The 21,780-nt window shown below is 74.3% G+C and carries 8 protein-coding genes; 1 reads left to right on the top strand and 7 read right to left on the bottom strand.

The features are described from left to right. Nucleotides 1-160: 160 nt before the first annotated feature. Entirely contained in the window at nt 161-3,394 is a 3,234-nt protein-coding gene (locus tag J2S46_RS38720; protein ID WP_191291049.1) for an AfsR/SARP family transcriptional regulator, read from the top strand. 203 nt (nt 3,395-3,597) lie between these two features. Here the strand turns inward: J2S46_RS38720 and J2S46_RS38715 are convergent, their stop codons facing one another. The 7 genes from J2S46_RS38715 to J2S46_RS38685 form a co-directional block, all read right to left on the bottom strand. Continuing rightward, nucleotides 3,598-3,765, bottom strand: coding sequence for a hypothetical protein (locus tag J2S46_RS38715; RefSeq protein WP_191291050.1), 168 nt, complete (start codon nt 3,763-3,765; stop codon nt 3,598-3,600). Between the two features lie 317 nt (nt 3,766-4,082). Continuing rightward, a complete protein-coding gene (ddaH, locus tag J2S46_RS38710) occupies nt 4,083-4,913 on the bottom strand; it encodes a dimethylargininase (protein WP_191291051.1) in 831 nt (276 codons plus the stop codon). Then, on the bottom strand, nt 4,910-5,500 hold the full coding sequence (locus J2S46_RS38705; RefSeq protein WP_191291052.1) for a GNAT family N-acetyltransferase: 591 nt from the start codon (nt 5,498-5,500) through the stop codon (nt 4,910-4,912). Before J2S46_RS38705 ends, ddaH begins: the two co-directional genes overlap by 4 nt. Next, nucleotides 5,497-6,774 carry an MFS transporter gene (locus tag J2S46_RS38700; protein ID WP_191291053.1) on the bottom strand — a complete coding sequence of 426 codons (1,278 nt, stop codon included), beginning with the start codon at nt 6,772-6,774 and terminating at the stop codon, nt 5,497-5,499. Before J2S46_RS38700 ends, J2S46_RS38705 begins: the two co-directional genes overlap by 4 nt. A 4-nt stretch (nt 6,775-6,778) precedes the next feature. Next, nucleotides 6,779-20,128, bottom strand: coding sequence for a non-ribosomal peptide synthetase (locus tag J2S46_RS38695; protein WP_307352627.1), 13,350 nt, complete (start codon nt 20,126-20,128; stop codon nt 6,779-6,781). A gap of 385 nt (nt 20,129-20,513) precedes the next feature. Beyond that, nucleotides 20,514-21,506, bottom strand: a complete 993-nt coding sequence (locus tag J2S46_RS38690; RefSeq protein ID WP_191293520.1) for a TauD/TfdA family dioxygenase — start codon at nt 21,504-21,506, stop codon at nt 20,514-20,516. A 7-nt stretch (nt 21,507-21,513) separates the two neighbouring features. Beyond that, nucleotides 21,514-21,726 (bottom strand): MbtH family protein, encoded by a 213-nt coding sequence (locus J2S46_RS38685; RefSeq protein ID WP_191293519.1) that lies wholly within the window; start codon nt 21,724-21,726, stop codon nt 21,514-21,516. Between the last annotated feature and the right edge of the window lie 54 nt (nt 21,727-21,780).

Here is a 21,780-nt window from a genome sequence, read left to right as displayed (position 1 = left end):
AGTGAGGATGCGTCAACGGTCGATCACAATCTGTTCAACGCCATCTCGACATGTGGCTGTTCGCCCGTGTTTAGTGTGGAGCGCACGGGCGGGGCAGCCGCGTGGGGTGCAGTGGGGTGGGGCAGGGATGGACGACTTCCGGTTTTCGTTACTCGGTCTGATGCGGGCCTATCGCGGCGAGGTCCCGTTGCGCACGGGCAGCCCGCAGCAGCAGGCGATGCTCGCGGTGCTGCTGCTGCGCCCGGGCCGGGCGGCACGCGCCGACGACCTGATCGACGCCCTCTGGGGGGAGGAGCCGCCGGGCGCCGCGATGACCACCGTCCGGACGTACGCCTGGCGCTGGCGCAAGATCCTGGAGGACGACCGGGCCGCGCCGCACGTGCTGGTCTCGGTCGGCGACGGCTACCGGCTGGTGCTGCCCAAGGACGCGGTGGACACCGCCAGGGCAGAGGAGTTGGCGGCCCGCGCCGAGCGGACGGCGAACGCCGGGCAGCCGGAGCAGGCCCGGGACCTGCTCAACCAGGCGCTGGACCTCTGGCAGGGCGAACCGCTCGCCGGCATCCCCGGCCCGTTCGCCGAACGGCAGCGCAAGCGGCTGGACGAGCTGCGGCTGGCGCTGCTGGAGGAGCGGATCTCGCTGGACCTCACGCTGGGCCGCTTCGCGCGCTGCATACCGGAGTTGACGGCGCTCACCGCCGAGTACCCGCTGCACGAGAAGTCCTACGGCCTGCTGATGCAGGCGCTGTACCAGGCGGGCCGGCAGGCCGACGCGCTGGCGGTGTTCCGCGGGGCGCGCCAGCTGTTCCTGGAGGAGCTCGGAGTACCCCCGGGCCTGGAGCTGGAGACGCTGCACCGCCGGATCCTGGAGGGCGACCCCGCGCTCGCGCCCGCCGCCGGCCCGGTCGGGCTCGCCCAGCCGCACGGCGGGCCCGCGGCCGCCGGGCCGCCGGGCCCGCCGGCGGGCAGACCACCGGGCGCAGGCCCCCACGACTCCTTGCCCGCCTCGGAGCGCGCGGCGCATCGGCACCCGGACGAAGGCGCCGCCGACGCCGCCCCCACCGGCCCGGACTCCGGCGGCCGGGCCGACCAGGCGCAGCCCCCGCAGCGCCTGCGGCAGCCGGCCGGCTCGGCCCCCCGGCCCGCGCAACTCCCGCCGGACGCGTCCGACTTCACCGGACGCTCGGCACTGGTCGAGACCCTCTGCGACACACTCGCCACGCCGGCCCCGCAGGCCCTGGTGATCGCCACCGTGGTCGGCATGGGCGGCGTCGGCAAGACCGCCCTCTCGCTGCACGTCGCCCACCGGATCCGCGAGGCCTTCCCGGACGGCCAGCTCTACGCCGACCTGCGGGGCAGCGACGCGGCGCCGGCCGAGCCGGAGGCGGTGCTGGCCGGCTTCCTGGTCGCGCTGGGGTCGCCGGCCGAGTCCCTCCCGGAGGGCGTCGAGGCGAGGTCCGCGCTGTTCCGGTCGATGGTGGACGGCCGGCGGCTGCTGCTCGTCCTCGACAACGCGAAGGACACCGCGCAGGTCAGGCCGCTGCTCCCCGGAGCGGTCGGCTGCGCCGTGCTGACCACCAGCCGCACCCGGCTGGGCGGCCTGCCCGCCACCGTCCAGGAACACCTCGGTGTCTTCCGGCCGGAGGAGGCGCTGGAACTGCTCGCCCGGACGATCGGCCCGCAGCGACTGGCCGAGGAACGGGAAGCCGCCCTGGACCTGGTGGTGGCCTGCGGCTACCTGCCGCTGGCGGTCCGGATCGTGGCGGCCCGGCTGGCCGCGCGGCCGTCCTGGACGGTGCAGACCCTGAGCAAGCGCCTGGCGGTCGAGCGGCGCCGGATCGACGAGCTGCGGATCGGCGACCTCGCCGTGGAGGCGGCCTTCGAACTGAGCTACCGCCAGCTGACCGCCGACCAGGCCCGGGCCTTCCGGCTGGCCGCCAGCGTCGACGGGCCCGACATCGGGCTCGCGGCGGCCGCCGCCCTGCTCGACCTGGACGAGTACGACGCCGAGGACCTGCTGGAGTCCCTGGTGGACGTCGCCATGGTGGACTCGCCGTTCCCCGGCCGGTACCGCTACCACGACCTGCTGCGCGCCTTCGCCCGCCGCCGCCCGGAGCGGGAGCTGACCGCTGGCGGCCGGTCCACCGCGACGGCCGGGCCGGCCGGCACCGGCGGTGAGTACGTGGCGGCCAGGGACCGGCTGCTGGACCACCAGCTCGCCACCGCCTGCACGGCGTTCCAGCACGTGGTGCCCGGTGATCCGGCGGCCGGCGCGCTGGGCCCGGCCCGCTCCCCCGGGCTCGGCCTGGACAGCCGGGACGACGCCAAGGCCTGGGCCGCGGCGGAGACCCCGGGCGCGGTCGCGCTCGCCGCCCAGGTGGCCGAATGGGCGAAGGCCGTCCCGGCGGTGGACGGGGGCGGCACCGGATCGGCGTCCGGCGAGGGATCCGACGGGGCCGGGCCGGGCGGTGAGGCGACGCTGCCCGTCCGGCTGCCGCTGCGACGCGCCATCGACCTGTTGATCGCGCTGACGCCGTTCGGTCTGACCCCGCTGAGCAGGCAGTTCGGCTCCGCCGCCGAAGCCCTGGTGGAGGCCGCCGTCCGGCACGGCGACCGGCGGGCCGAGGGCCGGGCCCGCTTCCTGCGGGGCAACATCGCGCTGTCCGCCACCCTGCTCGACCGGGCCGAGGCCGAGGCCCGGCTGGCGGCCGAGGCCTGCCGCGAGACCAGCGACACGGTGATCCTCCGCCAGGCGCTCAACGACCTGGGCCTGATCTGCCAGTACCTGAGCCGCCATGACGAGGCCGTCGGGCACTACGACGAGGCACTGTCGCTCGCCCGGGCTCTGGGCCACCGGTCCGGCGCGGTGGTGACGACGGTCAACTCGGCGCTGGCGCGGGTCCGCAGCGGGCGGGCGGCCGAGGCGGTCACCATCTGCCACGCCGTCCTGGCGGAGCTGCGGACCAGGCAGGACGACCCGGGCCGGGCCTACACCCTGTACGTGCTCGGGCTCGCGCTGCACTTCCTGGGGCGGCACGAGGAGGCGGTGACCTGGTTCGGCGAGTGCCTGACGGTGTCGACCGCCGCCGGTCTCCGGGAGCGGGCCGCGCACGCGCGCTACCGGCTGGCCGACAGCCTGCGCACCCTCGGCCGGACGGCGGAGGCGCTGGACCATGCCGAACGGGCGCTGCTGCTCTGCGAGGAGGTCGGCACCGAACGGGACCAGGCGCAGGCCCTGGTGGTGCTGGGCCGGGCCCTGGCCGATCTCGGCCGGGGCCCCGAGGCCCGGGCCCGCCTGGAACTGGCCCTGGCCCTGTTCACCCGCCTCGGCCTGCCCGACGCGGACGAGGTGGCCGGGTTGCTGCGCGAGCCCTCGCTGGTGCCGGCCGTCCCCTGACCGCGGGTCGCCTCCCGGCTCGGCCGGCAGGCCCCGGGGCCCACCGGGACCGCCCGAGACGCCCCGTGCCGTGCGAGCGCCGGCCGGTCCACGCCACACCCCCGGTAGCGGGTGCTGGTGGGCCGGCCGGCGTTCGCACGGCACGGGCCGGGGGTGTCCCGCCCTCCCGGGCGGCGTCGCCCTCGCGGGGGCGGCCGCCGGGCTCAGGACCCGGTGCTGTTCCAGTCCTCCAGGCCCGCCTCGGGAGCCGCGACGACCACCCGGTGGTGCGTCCCGCCGAAAGCCCCCGCCGTGCCGGCCGCGCTGCCGATCGCCATCGCGATGCCGAGGCCCGCCGCGACCAACCGGAGCTTGCTGAATCGGGTCTTCATGACTGGATACCCCCTGGGAGTGATTCTCCGGCGAGTGTGTTCTCCGCCTCTTCGGTGACTCCACTCTGACAAGAGCCGGTCAACGCCGGATCTACGCTTGAGCACCACGGCCGGGCCGCCGCGTCGATCGATCGGCGAGTCGGCCGTCGATCCCGTTGATCGGGCCCTGACCTGCACCGATCACCGTCGATCGGCGCGTTGACCGGGGCGTCGACGACGCGTCCACCGGTAGGTCGACCGCGGCGACGGCCGGCGTCACCCATCGCCCCGCTCCCCCGTCGACCGGCGGGCGGGCCGGGGCCCGCCCGCGCCGCCCCTCAGGCGCCCGACCGGATCTCCAGGGTGCAGCACTTCACGCTGCCACCGCCCTTGAGCAGCTCGGTGAGGTCCATCCCGATCGGCCGGAACCCCCGGGCGCGCAGCTGCGCGGACAGTCCGGTGGCGGCCTCGGGGAGCACCACGTTCAGTCCGTCGCTCACCGCGTTGAGCCCGAACACCTCCGCGTCGGCCTCGGCCACCAGCAGCGCGTCGGGGAACAGCCGCCGCAGCACCTCCCGGCTGCCGGGCGAGAAGGCGGCCGGGTGGTACATCACCTCGTCGCCGTCCAGCACGCTCAGCGCGGTGTCCAGGTGGTAGTAGCGCGGGTCGACGAGGTCCAGCCCGACCACCGGGCGGCCGAAGAACTCCTGGGCCTCGCGGTGCCCGGCCGGGGTGCTGCGGAACCCGCGGCCGGCCAGCACGCAGGTGTCGGTGACCAGGAAGTCGCCCTCGCCCTCGTTCACGTGGACGGGGTCCAGGGTGTCCCGGTAGCCGCGGGCGCGGAACCACGCCAGGTAGGCGGGCCCCTCCGCGGACCGCTCCGCGTTGCGGAACCGGGCACCCAGTACCCGGCCGTCCACCACCGTGGCCCCGTTCGCCGCGTACACCATGTCGGGCAGCCCGGGCAGCGGCGTGATCTCCTCCACGGTGTGGCCCAACTCGGTGTAGAGGTCGCGCAGTCGCTCCCACTGGGTGACCGCGAGCGGACCGTCCACCGGCTTCGCCGGGTCCATCCACGGGTTGATCGAGTAGGTCACCTCGAAGTAGCTCGGGCGGCACATCAGGTAGTGCCGGGGGCGGGCGGTCCGGAGGTGCTGCGGGCTGGTCATGACTCTCCCAGGATCGAGGTGGCGAAGGCGGGTTCGAGCTGGACGCCGTCGTCCCAGGGCGCCAGCCTCTGCAGGTAGATCTCGTCCTGCCAGCGGCCCCCGACGTGCAGGTGACCGCGCGAGATGCCCACCGTCCGGAAGCCGTTCTTCTCCAGCACCCGCAGTGACCGGGCGTTGTCCAGGCGGGCGAAGGCGTCCACCCGGTGCAGGCTCAGGTCGTGGAAGGCGATGTCCAGCGCGCTCTCCACCGCGAAGCTCGCGTACCCCCGGCCGCCGTACCGCTGGGCCACCCAGTAGCCGATCGAGCAGCTCCGCAGCGGGCCCATGGCCAGGTTGTTGAGGTTGACCCGCCCGACGATCTCGCCGCCGGCCACGATCACCCAGGCCAGCATCCGGCCGCTCGCGCACTCGCGCAGCGTCGACTCCACCGCCTCGCGCTGGCCGGGGCCGGTGAAGAACTCGTCCGCCTCCTCGGGCTCCCACATCCGCAGGAAGTGGCGGTCGTGCAGGTAGAGGTCGGCGATGGCGGTGCTGTCGGCCGCCCGCAGTGCTCTGATGTCGAGGCTGGTGACAACGGTGTCGGTCATGAGTGCTCCGGGAAGTTCCGCAGGGATCGGATCGGACTGGCCAGCAGGATCAGGCCGGCGGAGAGCAGGACGGCGGACATGATCCAGATCGTGGTCCTGCTGTCCAGGACCCCGCCGAGGTAGCCGCCCAGCAGGGCGCCCACCGGGATCGCGCTGTAGTTGACGGTGGAGGCGCTCGCCCGGATCCGGCCGATCATCTCCGGCGGGCAGTAGGTCTGGTAGAAGCTGCCGGCGATGACGTTGCCCGCCACCACCCCGCAGACCGCGACCGACCAGGCGAGCACGCTCACCGGGAGCGGCACCCCCCGGCCGGCGGTCGGCAGCAGCAGGATGAACGGCGCCACCACCAGTTCGCAGACGAGCAGGCCGCGGGCGGTGCCGAAGCGGCGGGCGATCCGGCCGGCCGTCGAGGCACCGACCAGCCCGCCCACGCTCACCACGGCGAACACCAGGCCGACCCCGCCCTGGTCCAGGCCCACACCACGGACCAGGAAGACCGTCTGGACGGCCTGGATCCCGTTCAGGGCCAGGTTGCCGACCGCGCCGAAGCAGGCCAGCGTGCGCAGGTACGGATCGCGGACCAGGAACCGCACCCCTTCGCCGATCTCCCGCACGATGCTCTGCCGGGCGGCCCGCGCCGGCGGCTTCTCCCTGGTCTCGATCGCCCCCAGGAACAGCGCGGAGACCAGGTAGGTCACGGCGTCCAGCAGCATCCCGGTCGCCGCCCCGAACAGCTGCGAGACGACGCCCGCGACGCCCGGCCCGGCGATCTCCACCGCCGACTCGCCGGCCCGCAGCTTGACGTTGGCCTCCAGCAGGTCGGGCCTGGCCACCAGCGAGGGCACCACCGCCCCGTACGCGGTGCTGAAGAAGACCTTCACCGCGCCGGTCAGCAGGGCCACCACCACCAGCTGGCCGATGGTCAGCACCCCGAGCCAGCCCGCCACCGGGACGCTGGCGAACAGCACCAGCAGCGCCAGGTCGCAGACCAGCATCACCGTCCGGCGCGGCCAACGGTCCACCCAGGCACCGGCGGTGAGCCCGAGGAAGAGCCACGGAAGCCAGGCCGAGGCGGTCAGCAGCCCGACCATGAACGGGCTCGCCCCCAGCGTCACCACCGCCACCAGGGCCAGCGCGACGTTGCCGACGGCCGTACCCAGGCCGCTGGTCGTCTCCCCGATCCACAGCCGGCGGAAGTCGGGTTCCGCCAGCAGCCCCCACCGCCCGCGGGGCGGCCGTTCCTCGACCTTCGGTTCCACATCGACACGGCTCATCGCTCTACTCCCCAAACTTCTCGGCCAGCACGGAACCGATCCGTGCGATCGGACCCGGCTGCGTCATCGCGCCGTGTTCACAGGCAAGTCGGTACGCTTCGATCCGGCCGCCCACGTAGGGGCGCCAGGCCTCCTCGTACGGCCAGTCGGCGGGCTTGTCGAGGGTGGCGCCGAAGAACACCGCGTCCCCCTCGAAGCGCCCGGGGACGTGCTCGCGCATCATCTTCTCGTTGCCGGCGAAGACGTCGGGCAGGACGCGGGCGGCCTCGCCGAGCATCGCCTCCAGGTCGCCGAGGCCGCGCGGGTCGGCCGGGTCGTACCCGAGCGAGACCAGCAGCTCGGCCAGGGTGTCGGCCGGCTCCCCGACCGGGCCCGCGGCGGGTTCCTCGGGCCGGCCCGGTGCCCCGTCCAGCAGGGCCAGCAGGGCCACCCGTTCGCCCTCCTCCTGCAGCCGGACCGCCACCGCGTGCGCCACCACGGCCCCGAAGGACCAGCCCAACAGGTGGTAGGGGCCCTCGGGTCGGACGGACCGGAGCCGGCCGAGGTAGTCCTCCGCGATCTCCGCCACGCTCGCCGGCGCGGCCCCGCGCAGGCCACGGGCCTGCAGCCCGTAGACCGGGTGGGCGGCGTCCAGGTGACGGAGCAGACCCGAGTACACCCAGCTGATCCCCGCCGCCGGATGGACGCAGAACAGCGGCGGCCGGTCGCCCCCGGAGCGCAGCGGCAGCAGCACGTCGAGCGCGTCCGGGGCCTCCCCGGTGGTCAGCCGGGCGGCCAGCCCGGCCACCGTCGGGGCCTCGAACACCGCCCGCATCCCGAGGTCGGCGCCGAGCGCCGTCCGGACCCGGCTGAGCAGCTTGGTCGCCAGCAGCGAATGCCCGCCGAGCTCGAAGAAGTTGTCGTCGATCCCGACCGGTCGCGCCCCCGCCGCGGACTCGTCGAGGCCGAGCACCTCCGTGAAGAGGTCGCGCAGGATGCGCTCCTGCGGGGTGCGCGGGCCGCGCCCCGGCCTCGGCGCCGCCAACTCCGGTGCCGGCAGAACCCGGTGGTCGACCTTGCCGTTGGCGTTCAGCGGCAGCGCGTCGAGCAGCAGGACGGCCGAGGGCACCATGTACCCGGGCAGCCGGCGCGCCGCCCAGCGGGTCAGCTCCTCCTCCAGCGGGCCGGCCTGCGCCGCGGCCGTGCAGTAGGCGACGAGTCGCCGGTCGCCGGGCCGGTCCTCCCGGGCGACGACCAGCGCCTGCCGGACGTCCGGGTGCCGGGCCAGCACCGCCTCGATCTCGCCGAGTTCGATCCGGAAGCCGCGGATCTTGACCTGGTCGTCGGCCCGGCCCAGGTAGTCCAGCACCCCGCCGGAGCGCCACCTGACCAGGTCGCCCGTCCGGTACATCCGCTCGCCCGGGGCGAACGGGCAGGCCACGAACCGCTCGGCGGTCAGTGCCGGCCGGTTCCAGTAGCCGCGGGCCAGGCCGGCGCCGGCGATGTAGAGCTCCCCCGGGACCCCGGGCGGCACCGGCTGCAGGTGCTCGTCCAGGACGTGCACCCGGGTGTTGTCCAGCGGGGTGCCGATCGGCACCGGGCCGCCGGCCGACGTGCTGCCGAGCAGGGTGTGGCAGGTGGCGGCGGTGGTGATCTCGGTGGGCCCGTAGAGGTTCAGCAGGGTGACGCCGGGCGCGGCGTCGGCGATCCGCCGCACCATCGCCGCCGAGGCGGTGTCCCCGCCGGTGCCCACCGTCCGCAGTCCGGCGAGCGCCGCCGGGTCCTCCTCGGCCACGACGTCGAAGAGTCCCTTGGTCAGGAACAGCGTGGTGACGGAGTGCCGTGCGAGCACCTCCCGCAGGACGGACGGTGAGAGGTCTCCCGGCGGGGCGACGACCACGGTGCCGCCGGCGAGCAGGGGCACCCACAACTCGTAGGTGGCCGCGTCGAAGGCGTGCGGCGAGTGCAGCAGCATCCGGTCCGGTGGCCCGGCGTGCCGGAAGCGGCGGTCGGCGGCCAGATCGACCACGTCGCGGTGCCGGACGGCCACGCCCTTGGGGACCCCGGTCGAGCCCGAGGTGAACATCACGTACGCCAGCTGGTCCGGGTGCACCGCCACCGACGGATCGGTGTCGTCGTCGGGCAGTTCGTCCCCGGGCCGGACCACCATCGCGTCGTGCTCGAAGCCCAGCTCGGCACGGTCGGTCAGCAGCACCCCGGCACCCGTGTCCGCCAGCACCCCCGCCATCCGCTCCGGCGGGAGACTCGCGTGCATCGGCACATAGAAACCGCCCGCCTTCACGATGGCCAGCGTGGCGACCACCACCTCGGCGGACCGCTCCAGCACCATCGCCACCGGCGACTCCGCGGTGATCCCCAGATCGATCAGACGATGCGCCAACCGGTTCGCCCGGACGTTCAACTCCCGGTACGACAGCTCAACCCCGTCCGCCACCAGCGCCACCGCATCCGGCTCCCGCGCGACACAGGCCTCGAACAACCCCGGCAACGAACCCACCACCACCGGCGCCGCCGTGTCGTTCCACCCCTCCAGCACCAACTCCCGCTCCCGCGAGCCCAACAACTCGACCCGACCCACCGGCACCGAAGGATCAGCAGCCACCGCCGCCAACAACCGCCCCAACCGCTCCGCGACCGAAGCCACCGTCGACCGGTCGAACAGATCCACCGCGTACTCGACGGCGCACTCCAGACCCGCCGGGTTCCCGTCCTGGTCGAAGGACTCCGTCATGCCGAAGTTCAGGTCGAACTTGGCCGCGCTCGCCCCGACCGGCTCGGCCGAGACCCGCAGGCCGGCCAGGTCGAACGGGGTGTCCCCGGCGCCCTCCAGCACCAGCATCACCTGGAAGAGCGGGTGCCGGGTCAGCGAGCGGACGGGGTTCAGCTCCTCCACCAGCCGCTCGAACGGCACGTCCTGGTGCGCGTAGGCCGCCAGGTCCACCTCCCGGACGCGGGCCAGCAGTTCGGCGAAGCTCGGGTCGCCGGAGGTGTCCGTCCGCAGCACCAGCGTGTTGACGAAGAACCCCACCAGCTCGTCCAGCGCCTCGTCGGAACGACCCGCCACCACCGACCCGATCGGGACATCCGTCCCCGCGCCGAGCCGCGACAGCAGAGCCGCGACCCCAGCCTGCAGCACCATGAAGAGCGTCACCCGGTGCGCCCGCGCCACCTCCAGCAGCTCCCGGTGCAGCTCCGCCCCCAGCGGCAGCACCACCCGGTCGCCCCCATGCTCGGTGGCGGCCGGCCGGGGCCGGTCCGTGGGGAGCGCCAGCTCCGCCGGGAGATCGGCCAGTGACTCCCGCCAGTGGGCCAGTTGACGCGAGAGGATGCTCGCGGGGTCGTCCTCGGTGCCCAGCAGCTCGCGCTGCCAGAGCGCGTAGTCCGCGTACTGCACCGGCAACGGCTGCCAGTCAGGGCGGTCCCCGGCCGTCCGCGCCGTGTACGCCTCGGCCAGGTCCCGCATCAACGGGCCCATCGACCAGCCGTCACTGGCGATGTGGTGCAGCACCAGCACCAGCAGGTGCTCCTGCGCGCCGATCCGCAGCGCCGCCGCACGGACCGGCAGATCACCGGCCAGGTCGAAGGGCCGGTCGGCGAACTCCTCCGCCGCGGCACCGGCCCCGGACGCGCGGCAGTCCACGACGTCCAGGACCGGCCTGGCCGCCTCGGCCGGCAGCACCAGCTGGCACGGCTCGCCGTCCGCCTCCACCACCACCGTCCGCAGGCTCTCGTGCCGCTCCACCACGTCGGCCAGCGCCGCCTCCAAGGCCGCCAGGTCCACATCGCCGTGCAGCCGCAGCGCCACCGGCACGTTGTACAGCGGCCCGGGGCCCTCCATCCGGTCGATCAGCCACAGGCGCTGCTGCGCGAAGGAGAGCGGCACCACCTCGGGCCGGGGCCGGGCGGCGGGCGCGGTACGCGTCCCCTCGGCCGACTCCAGCTGCCGGGAGAGGCCGGCCACCGTCGGGTGCTCGAACACCGCCCGGATGCCCAACTCGGCGCCCAGCACCGACCGCACCCGGCTGAGCAGCTTCGTCGCCAGCAGGGAGTGACCACCCAGGTCGAAGAACCCGTCGTCGATCCCCACCGACTCCAGCCCCAGCACCTCCGCGAACAGCCCGCAGAGGATCTCCTCCCGCGGCGTCCGCGCCGCCCGCCCGGTGGAGAAGACCGTGTAGTCCGGCTCCGGCAGGGCCCGGTGGTCCACCTTGCCGCTGGCGTTCAGCGGCAGCGCGTCCAGCGCCACCACCGCCGAGGGCACCATGTACGCGGGCAGCGCATCGGCCGCGAAGCGGCGCAACTCCGTTGCCAGGGAGGGGCCTGCGGCCGTCACCGCGCAGTACGCGACCAGCCGGCGGTCCCCGGCCCGGTCCTCCCTGGCGGTCACCGTGACCTGCCGGACCTCGGGGTGCCGGGCGAGCACCGCTTCGACCTCGCCGAGTTCGATCCGGAAGCCGCGGATCTTCACCTGGTCGTCGGTACGGCCCAGGTACTCCACCTGGCCGTCCGTACGCCACCGGGCCAGGTCACCCGTCCGGTACATCCGCTCACCCGGCGCGAACGGGCAGGCCACGAACCGCTCCGCCGTCAACGCCGTCCGGTTCAGGTAGCCCCGGCCCAGGCCGGCACCCGCCAGGTACAGCTCCCCCGCCACACCCGGCGGTACGGGGCTGAGCCGCTCGTCCAGCACGTACGCCCGGGAGTTCGCCACCGGGGAGCCGATCACCGGCCGCTCACCGTCCGCCAGCCGGGCGAACAGCGCGTCCACCGTGCACTCGGTGGGCCCGTACAGGTTGTGCCCGGCCGTGGCCTGCGCCGCCCGGAGCTCGCTCCAGAGGGAGGGCCGGACGGCCTCGCCGCCCAGCGCCAGCACGGCCGGCGGCCGGTCTGCCAGCAGACCCTCCTCGATCAGCTGCTCGGCATAGGTCGGGGTGACCTCCAAGGCGTCGACCCGGGCGTCGCGGACGTACCGGACCAGCGCCGACGCGTCACGGCGGACCTCGTCGTCGATCAGATGGAGTTCGTGGCCGGCCACCATCCAGAGCAGCCCGTCCCAGGAGGCGTCGAAGCAGAGCGAGGCGGTCAGCGCGGCCCGGAACCTGCCCGCCGGGTGGGCCAGTTCGGCGGCCCCGATGGTTTCCGTACGGTGGAAGGCGAGCAGATTCGCGATGCTCCGGTGGTCGACGACCACGCCCTTGGGCCGGCCGGTGGAGCCGGAGGTGTAGATCACGTACGCGGCGTTCCCCGCCCCCGCCCGCGGGCCCAGGTTCTCCCCCGTATGCCGCTGCCAGGCCGAATCGTCGATCAGCACGGCCCGCACACCCGCCAGGTCCGAGGACCAGGCCCGGTGCGTCAGCGCCAGCGCCGGCCTGGCGTCACCGAGCATGTGGGCGATCCGCTCCGCCGGGTACTCCGCGTCCAGCGGCAGGTACGCCGCCCCCGCCTTCAGCACCCCGAGCAGTCCGGTCACCGCGTCGGCGGAACGCGTCAGCGCCAGCGCCACCACGTCCTCCGGGCCGACGCCGGCCGCCACCAGCCCCCGCGCCACCCGGTTCGCCCGGGCGTTCAACTCCGCATAGGTCAAACGGTCTTCGCCGCAGACGAGCGCCACCTCGTCCGGAGTCCGGGCCGCCTGCGCCTCGAACACCTCCGACACCAGGGCAGGGGGGACGGCGCGTGAGGTGGCGTTCCACTCACCGAGGATCCGGCCGCGCTCCTCCTCGCCCAGCAGCTCGATCCGACCGACACGGATCTGCGGGTCGGCGGCGACGGCCGCCAGCAGCCGGCCCAGTCGCCCGGCGACGGACTCGACCGTCCCCCGGTCGAACAGGTCGACCGCGTAGTCGATCGCGCAGTCCAGCCCGGCCGGCCGGCCGTCGGGGGTGAACGACTCCTCCAGGATCACGTTCAGGTCGAACTTGGCGGCCCGCATCCCGATCGGCTCGGCCGCCACCTCCAGGGCGCCCAGGCCCAGCTCCGAGGATTCGTTGTTCTGCAGGATCAGCATCACCTGGAAGAGCGGGTGCCGGGCCAGCGAGCGGACGGGGTTCAGCTCCTCCACCAGCCGCTCGAACGGCACGTCCTGGTGCGCGTACGCCGCCAGGTCCACCTCCCGGACGCGGGCCAGCAGTTCGGCGAAGCTCGGGTCGCCGGAGGTGTCCGTCCGCAGCACCAGCGTGTTGACGAAGAACCCCACCAACTCGTCCAGCGCCTCGTCGGAACGACCCGCCACCACCGAACCGATCGGCACGTCCGTCCCCGCGCCGAGCCGCGACAACAGGGCGGCCAGGCCGGCCTGCAACACCATGAAGAGCGTCACCCGGTGCGCCCGCGCCACCTCCAGCAGCTCCCGGTGCAGCTCCGCCCCCAGCGGCAGCACCACCCGGTCGCCCAGGTGATCCGTCACCGCCTGCCGGGGACGGTCCGTCGGCAGCTCCAGCTCCTCCGGCAGCCCGGTGAGGGACTCGCGCCAGAACGCGATCTGCCGCTCCAGCAAGGTGGTGCCGGCCGCGTCCTCGGTGCCCAGCAGCTCGCGCTGCCAGAGCGCGTAGTCCGCGTACTGCACCGGCAACGGCTGCCAGTCAGGGCGGTCCCCGGCCGTCCGCGCCGTGTACGCCTCGGCCAGGTCCCGCATCAACGGGCCCATCGACCAGCCGTCACTGGCGATGTGGTGCAGCACCAGCACCAGCAGGTGCTCCTGCGCGCCGATCCGCAGCGCCGCCGCACGGACCGGCAGATCACCGGCCAGATCGAACGGACGCCACGCGAACTCGGCCAGCGCTTCGACCGGGTCACCCGTACGGCAGTCCACGACCTCCAGGACCGGCCTGGCCGCCTCGGCCGGCAGCACCAGCTGGCACGGCTCGCCGTCCGCCTCCACCACCACCGTCCGCAGGCTCTCGTGCCGCTCCACCACGTCCGCCAGCGCCGCCTCCAAGGCCGCCAGGTCCACATCGCCGTGCAGCCGCAGCGCCACCGGCACGTTGTACAGCGGCCCGGGCCCCTCCATCCGGTCGATCAGCCACAGGCGCTGCTGCGCGAAGGACAGCGGCACCACCTCGGGCCGGGCCGCCGGCACCAGACCCGGCCGGGCGCTCCCGCCGCTGTCCAGCTGCCGGGACAGGCCGGCCACCGTCGGGTGCTCGAACACCGCCCGGATGCCCAGCTCCACCCCCAGCACCGAACGCACCCGGCTGAGCAGCTTCGTCGCCAGCAGGGAGTGACCACCCAGGTCGAAGAACCCGTCGTCGATCCCCACCGACTCCAGCCCCAAGACCTCCGCGAACAGCCCGCAGAGGATCTCCTCCCGCGGCGTCCGCGCCGCCCGCCCCGCGGCGACAGCCAGGTACTCCGGCTCCGGCAGGGCGGTCCGGTCGAGCTTCCCGTTGACGGTGAGCGGCAGCGCGTCCAGCAGCACCACCGCCGCGGGCACCATGTACGCGGGCAGCGAGGCACCGGCGAAGGCCCGCAGCTCGGCCGCCTCCAGTCCGGGCTCGGCGACCACGTAGGCCACCAGCCGGCTCCCGCCCGGGGCGTCCGTCCGGGCGACGGCGGCGGCCTGCAGCACCCGCGGGTGCGCACCGAGGGCGGCTTCGACCTCGCCGAGTTCGATCCGGAAGCCGCGGATCTTCACCTGCTGGTCGGTACGGCCCAGGTACTCCACCTGACCGTCCGTACGCCACCGGGCCAGGTCACCCGTCCGGTACATCCGCTCGCCCGGGGCGAACGGGCAGGCCACGAACCGCTCGGCGGTCAGTGCCGTCCGGTTCAGGTAGCCCCGGCCCAGGCCGGCGCCCGCGAGGTACAGCTCCCCCGCCACGCCCGGCGGTACGGGGCTGAGCCGCTCGTCCAGCACGTGGACCGTGGTGTTCGCCACCGGGGCGCCGATCACCGGCCGCTCACCGTCCGCCAGCCGGGCGAACAGCGCGTCCACAGTGCACTCGGTGGGCCCGTAGATGTTGTAGGAGAGGGTGCCCTCCGTGGCGCGCAGGGTGTTCCACAGGGCCTGCCCCGCGGCCTCCCCGCCGAGCATCAGCAGCGCCGGCCGCCGGCCTGCCAGCAGGCCCTCCTCGATCAGCTGCTCGGCGTAGGTGGGGGTGAGGTCCAGGACGTCGATCTCCGCCTCGGCGACGTAGCGCGACACCGCCGTGGCGTCCCGCCGGACGTCCTCGCCGAGCAGGTGCAGCTCATGGCCGGAGGCCAGCCAGAGGAACCCCTCCAGCGAGGTGTCGAAGGAGAGCGAGGCGGTCAGCGCCACCCGGAACCGCTCGCCCTGGTGGGCGCGTTCGGTGGCCGCGACGGTCTCGGCGCGGTGGAAGGCGAGCAGGTTGGCCAGGTTGCCGTGGTCGACGACCACGCCCTTGGGCCGGCCGGTGGAGCCGGAGGTGTAGATCACGTACGCGGCGTTCCCCGCCCCCGCCCGCGGGCCCAGGTTCTCCCCCGCATGCCGCTGCCAGGCCGAATCGTCGATCAGCACGGCCCGCACACCCGCCAGGTCCGAGGACCAGGCCCGGTGCGTCAGCGCCAGCGCCGGCCTGGCGTCACCGAGCATGTGGGCGATCCGCTCCTCCGGGTACTCCGCGTCCAGCGGCAGGTACGCCGCCCCCGCCTTCAGCACCCCGAGCAGTCCGGTCACCGCGTCGGCGGAACGCGTCAGCGCCAGCGCCACCACGTCCTCCGGGCCGACGCCGGCCGCCACCAGCCCCCGCGCCACCCGGTTCGCCCGGGCGTTCAACTCCGCATAGGTCAAACGGTCTTCGCCGCAGACCAGCGCCACCTCGTCCGGAGTCCGGGCCACCTGCGCCTCGAACACCTCGGTGTACAGCGCGGGCGCCGGGGCTGCGGCGGTCGCGTTCCAGCCCGCCAGGGCGAGCCGGTCACGGGCCGAGAGGACGTCGATCGCCCCGACCGGTGCCGCCGGGGCGTCGGCCACCTGCTCCAGCAGCCGGACCAGCCCGGCCGCCAACCGCTCCGCGGTCTCCCGGTCGAACAGGTCGGTGGCGTACTCGAAGGCGCCGCCGAGCCCGGCCGGCGTCCCGTCCGCACCCCGGCGCTCGACCAGGTTGAGGGTCAGGTCGAAGGTGGCGCTGCCCGCGCCGACGGGCTCGAACTCGGCCTTGACGCCGGGGAACTCCAGGTTCGCCTCGGCCGTGTTGTTGAAGGCCAGCATCACCTGGAAGAGCGGGTGCCGGGCCAGCGAGCGGACGGGGTTCAGCTCCTCCACCAGCCGCTCGAACGGCACGTCCTGGTGCGCGTACGCCGCCAGGTTGGTGGCCCGGACCCGGTGCAGCACCTCCTCGAAGCTCGGACGGCCGGCGAGGTCCACCCGCAGGACCAGGGTGTTGGCGAAGAACCCGACCAGCTCGTCCAGGGCCTCGTCCATCCGGCCGGCCACCGGCGCCCCGATCGGGATGTCCTCCCCGGCGCCGAACCGGTGCAGCAGGGTGGCCAGTGCGCCCTGGAGCAGCATGAACACGGTGACGCCGTTGGCGGCCGCCAGCTCCACCAGCCGCCGGTGCAGGCCGGGTTCCAGCTCGACCGGCACCACGTCGCCGCGGTGGCCGGCGACCGGCGGACGCGGTCGGTCCAGCGGCAGGGCCAGCTCCTCCGGCAGTCCGGCCAGGGCGTCCTTCCAGAAGGCCAGTTGGCCGGCCAGCAGGCTGCCGCCGTCCTGCTCGGAGCCGAGCAGCTCCTGCTGCCACAGCGTGTAGTCGGCGTACTGGACGGCAAGCGGCCGCCAGCCGGGGGCGGCGCCGTCGCAGCGGGCCCGGTAGGCGCGGGCCAGGTCCTGGAACAGCGGGCCCATCGACCAGCCGTCGCTGGCGATGTGGTGCATGACCAGCAGCAGCACGTGCTCGTCCGGGCCTTCCGGCCGCAGGTACGCGTGCATCGGCAGGTCGGTGGCCAGGTCGAAGGTGTGGCCGGCCAGCTCGTCGAGGGGGGCGCCGGTGACGGTGAGCAGGGGGCCGGCCGGGCCGGGGAGGATCTCCTGCCCGGGCACGCCGTCGCTCGCGCGGAAGACCGTGCGCAGGGACTCGTGGCGGTCCACCACGTCCGCGAGCGCCGCGGCCAGCGCCGACCGGTCGAGCGGGCCGCGCAGCCGCAGGGCGAGCGTGACGTTGTAGGTGGGGCTGGGGCCCTCGACCTGTCCGATGAACCAGAGGCGTTGCTGCGCGTAGGACGGCGGCAGGTGGGCCGGCCGGGGCCGGGGGCGCAGGGCGGGCCGGGTCGCGCCGCCGGAGAGCCGCTCGCCCAGGCCGGCCACGGTCGGGGCCTGGAACAGGTCGGCGATGCCCAGCTCCACCCCGAGGGCGGTGCGTGCCCGGCTGACCAGGCGGGTGGCCAGCAGGGAGTGGCCGCCGAGGTCGAAGAAGTCCTCGTCGATGGTCACCTCGTCGAGGCCGAGCACCTCGGCGAACAGGCCGCAGAGGATCTCCTCACGGGGGTCGCGCGGCGCCCGGCCGGCGGCAGGCCGGCCCTGCTCGGGAACGGGCAGCGCCCGGCGGTCGACCTTGCCGTTGGCGTTCAGCGGCAGGGCGTCCAGCACCACGACGGCGGCGGGGACCATGTAGGCGGGCAGCGCGTCGGCCGCGCGCCCCCGCAACTCGGCCGCCAGAGCTCCGGGTTCGCCGCCGGCTGCGCAGTAGGCGACCAGCCTGGTGTCACCGGGCCGGTCCTCGCGGGCGATCACGATCACCTGGCGGACGTCCTCGTGGCGGCTGAGCACCGCCTCGATCTCGGTCAGTTCGATCCGGAAGCCCCGCAGCTTGACCTGGGCGTCCGCCCGGCCCTGGAACTCCAGGGCGCCACCGTCCCGTTGGCGGACCAGGTCGCCCGTCCGGTACATGCGCTCGCCCGGGACGAACGGGCAGGCCACGAACCGCTCGGCGGTCAGCGCCGGCCGGTTCCAGTAGCCGCGGGCCAGGCCGGCGCCGGCGATGTACAGCTCCCCCGCGACCCCGGGCGGCACCGGCCGCAGCCGCTCGTCCAGGACATAGCTGCGCATGTTGTCCAGCGGGGTGCCGATCGGCACCCGGACGGCGGCGAGTTCGGTCGCGGACAGGGCCTGGTGGGTGGCGAAGGTGGTCGCCTCGGTCGGGCCGTAGACGTGGGCGAGCAGCAGGTCCGGGCAGGCGTCGAGGACCCGGCGCATCAGGACGCCGGAGGCGGCCTCGCCGCCGGTGGAGACCGTCCGCAGGCCGGCGAAGGCCGCCGGGTCCTCCTCGGCCACCAGGTCGAACAGGGCCTTGGTGATGAACAGGGCGGTCACCCCGTGGCGGGCGACGACCGTCCGCAGCGCCGGCGCGTCCAGGCCGCCGGGCGGGGCGACGACCACGGTGCCGCCGGCGAGCAGGGGCACCCACAACTCGTAGGTGGCCGCGTCGAAGGCGTGCGGCGAGTGCAGCAGGATGCGGTGGTGCGCACCGTCCTGCCAGCGGCGGTCGGCGGCCAGGTCGACCACGTCGCGGTGCCGGACGGCCACGCCCTTGGGGACCCCGGTCGAGCCCGAGGTGAACATCACGTACGCCAGCTGGTCGGGATCGATTGCCACCGCCGGATCCGTCTCGACGTCCGGCAGTTCCTCACCCGGCAGTTCCTCACCCGGGCGGAGCACCGTCGCACCGTGCTCGAAACCCAGCTCGGCACGGTCGGTCAACAGCACCCGGGCACCCGTGTCCGCCAGCACCCCCGCCATCCGCTCCGCCGGCAGACTCGCGTGCATCGGCACGTAGAAACCACCCGCCTTCAACACCGCCAGCGTCGCGACCACCACCTCCGCCGACCGCTCCAACAACATCGCCACCGGCGACTCCGCCCCCACCCCCAGCGCGATCAGCCGATGCGCCAGGCGGTTCGCCCGCGCATTCAACTCCCCGTACGACAACTCCAGCCCGTCCGCCACCAACGCCACCGCATCCGGCTCCCGCGCGACACAGGCCTCGAACAACCCCGGCAACGAACCCACCACCACCGGCGCCGCCGTGTCGTTCCACCCCTCCAGCACCAACTCCCGCTCCCGCGAGCCCAACAACTCGACCCGACCCACCGGCACCGAAGGATCAGCAGCCACCGCCGCCAACAACCGCCCCAACCGCTCCGCGACCGAAGCCACCGTCGACCGGTCGAACAGATCCACCGCGTACTCGATCGAGCCGGTGATGCCGGCGGGGGCGCCGTCCGGGCCGAAGGTCTCCTCCATGCCGATGTTCAGGTCGAACTTCGCGACCCGCATGCCGATCGGTTCGGGGGTGGCCTCCAGGCCGGGCAGGCCGAGCCGGGCCGGTTCGTTGTTCTGGAGGACCAGCAGCACCTGGAAGAGCGGGTGCCGGGCCAGTGATCGGACGGGGTTCAGCTCCTCCACCAGGCGCTCGAACGGCACGTCCTGGTGGGCGTGCGCGTCCAGCTGGGTCTCCCGTACGCGGGCCAGCAGTTCGGTGAAATCCGGGTCACCGGAGGTGTCCGTGCGCAGCACCAGCGTGTTGACGAAGAACCCCACCAGGTCGTCCAGCGCCTCGTCCGGACGGCCGGCGACGCCGGAGCCGATCGGCACGTCGGTGCCGGCGCCGAGCCGGGACAGCAGGGCGGCCAAGCCGGCCTGCAGCACCATGAAGAGGGTCGCGCGGTGGGCCCGGGCCAGGTCCAGCAGGGCGGCGTGCAGGCCGGCGTCGAGCCGGAACTCCAGTCCGTCGGCGGCGCCGCTGGGGGTGGCCGGCCGCGGCCGGTCGGCGGGCAGGTCGAGCTCCTCCGGCAGCCCGGCCAGAGCGTCGCGCCAGTGCGCCAGTTGGCGGGCGAGCAGGCTTTCCGGATCCCCCTCCTCGCCGAGCAGCTCGCGCTGCCAGAGCGCGTAGTCCGCGTACTGCACCGGCAGCGGCTCCCAGCCGGGCCCGCCGCCCGCGTGCCGCGCCGTGTAGGCGGTGGCGAGGTCGCGCAGGAAGGGGCCGAGCGACCAGCCGTCCCCGGCGATGTGGTGCAGCACCACCAGCAGCACGTGCTCCCCCGGGGCGAGGGTGAACACCGTTACCCGGATGGGTAGTTCGGTCGACAGGTCGAAGGTGGTGGCCGCTGCCGCGTCCCGCCGCGCGGGGTAGTCGGCCGGGCCGCAGTCGACCAGCTCGAAGCCGAACTCCGCCTCGGCGACGGGCAGAACCTGCTGCACCGGGACGTCGCCGACGACCGGGAACACCGTCCGCAGCGTCTCGTGCCGTTCCACGACGTCGGCCACCGCCGCCCGGAGCGCGGGGACGTCCAGTTCGCCGCGCAGCCGTACGGCGAACGGCAGGTTGTACAGCGGGCTCCGGCCCTCGATCTGGTCGATCAGCCACAGCCGCTGCTGCGCAAACGAAACCGGTATCACGGATCTTCCTTCGTCTCAGATCGCGTCTGGGGGCATGGCGGCGCACGCCGATCCAGGTCGGTAGGCGGTGCGGGCCGATGAGGGGGCCGGGCGTTCAGGCGGCCAGGAGGGGGCCGACGGCGGAGGTCGGCGGCGGCCGGCCCCAGCCCGCCCGCGCGCACGCCCGGGGTGCGGGCGCGCCGCGCGGGCGGGCTTGTGGGGCGGGCAGGCACGGCGGGGGCCGGGCGGAGGGGCCCGCACCGGACGGGAAAAGCGGACCGGGCATCGGGCCCGCCGGGTCCGGGGGCCCCGGCCGCACACGGACGCCCGCATCAAGCCCGGTCGACAGCAGGCGACTACGGGCGGCTGCCGGGTCGTGGACCCGACGCGACCCGGAGGGTCGGGCTCAGGCTCCGGCGGCCGGCGGCACGCTCGGGCGGCAGTCCAGGACGTCGAGCGGCTCGCCCATCGCGACCGCGATCTTGCGGTCCCCGCGGAACGGGTCGCGGCCGTGCGCGGCCAGCACGTTGTCCACCAGCATCACGTCCCCGCGCTGCCAGGTCTCCCGGACGGTCGCGGCCGCGTAGGCCGCGTTCAGCGCGGCCGCGTCCTCCGCGGTGACCGGCTCGCCGTCGCCGAAGCCGGTGTTGAACGGCAGGCCGTCGGAGCCGAACTCCTCAGTCAGCGCCTCCCGGACGTCCTCGTCCAGCGACCACTCGTTCCAGAAGGCGAGGTGGTTGAACCAGACCTCGTCACCGGTCTCCGGGTGGCTGATGGTGCCGGACCGGAGCTGGCGGGTGCGGAGGTTGCCGTCCGGCAGCCACTCCCAGGAGATCAGGTTCTCCCGGCAGTAGGCCTCGACCTCCTCCCGGTCCTCCGTGCCGAAGGCCGTCCGCCAGCCCAGCGAGACGTAGTCGGAGTAGTTGCGGGTGAGCGTCCAGCCGGAGGACTTCATCCGGTCGACCAGGTGCGACGGCAGCTCCTTGAGCACCTGCCGGCAGTCGGCGACCGGGGTGGCGCCGCCCTCGGCGGGGGCGATCAGGCAGGCGAACAGCAGCAGCCCGGGGAAGGTGAGGGTGTAGCTGTTCTCGTTGTGCATCCGGATGGACTGCGCGGGGGGCAGGTCGGTGGAGGAGAAGACGCCGTCCCCGAAGTCGCTGCGCGGGGTGGCCTTCTCGCGGTAGGGGGTGCGGTTCGGCAGCAGGATGTCGCGGACGGTCGCGATGTCGGTGGTCTCGGCGACCGGCAGACCGCGCAGGAACACCACACCGTGCTCGTGCAGGGCGCTCCGCAGCTCGGGGGCGGCGGCGCGCAGCCACTCGGCCGCCTCGGCCATGCCCGCGAGGGCGGGTGCCCGGGTCAGGGCCGGCCGGCCGGGGTTGATCTCCCAGGTGAGCATGGCGTGATCACTTCCCGCCGAGGGAGGCGACCAGGCTGGCCGGGCGGATGTCGGTCCAGTTGGCCTCGATGTAGGCGAGGGCGCCCTGGCGGGTGTCCTCCTCGTGCACGACGGTCCAGCCGGCCGGTACGTCGATCCAGACCGGCCAGAGCGAGTGCTGGTTCTCGTCGTTGGCCAGGACCAGGTAGGTGGCGCTGTCGTCCTCGAACGGGTTCGTCATGGTGGTGACCTCCTTGTTGGTGTTGCGAACCTATCGACGGCCGGGCGGCCCGAG

Origin of the sequence: Kitasatospora herbaricolor, assembly GCF_030813695.1 — a bacterium.
GTDB classification, from domain to species: domain Bacteria; phylum Actinomycetota; class Actinomycetes; order Streptomycetales; family Streptomycetaceae; genus Kitasatospora; species Kitasatospora herbaricolor.
Note: the sequence above shows the minus strand (reverse complement) of the source record. Positions and strands in the feature narration are given on the sequence as shown.

Bases quoted from the DNA above. Each gene is read 5' to 3' on its own strand.
- J2S46_RS38720 (WP_191291049.1), top strand. From the start codon at position 161: ATGCGGGCCTATCGCGGCGAGGTCCCGTTGCGCACGGGCAGCCCGCAG.
- J2S46_RS38715 (WP_191291050.1), bottom strand. From the start codon at position 3,765: ATGAAGACCCGATTCAGCAAGCTCCGGTTGGTCGCGGCGGGCCTCGGC.
- J2S46_RS38690 (WP_191293520.1), bottom strand. From the start codon at position 21,506: ATGCTCACCTGGGAGATCAACCCCGGCCGGCCGGCCCTGACCCGGGCA.
- J2S46_RS38685 (WP_191293519.1), bottom strand. From the start codon at position 21,726: ATGACGAACCCGTTCGAGGACGACAGCGCCACCTACCTGGTCCTGGCC.
- J2S46_RS38700 (WP_191291053.1), bottom strand. From the start codon at position 6,774: ATGAGCCGTGTCGATGTGGAACCGAAGGTCGAGGAACGGCCGCCCCGC.
- ddaH (WP_191291051.1), bottom strand. From the start codon at position 4,913: ATGACCAGCCCGCAGCACCTCCGGACCGCCCGCCCCCGGCACTACCTG.
- J2S46_RS38705 (WP_191291052.1), bottom strand. From the start codon at position 5,500: ATGACCGACACCGTTGTCACCAGCCTCGACATCAGAGCACTGCGGGCG.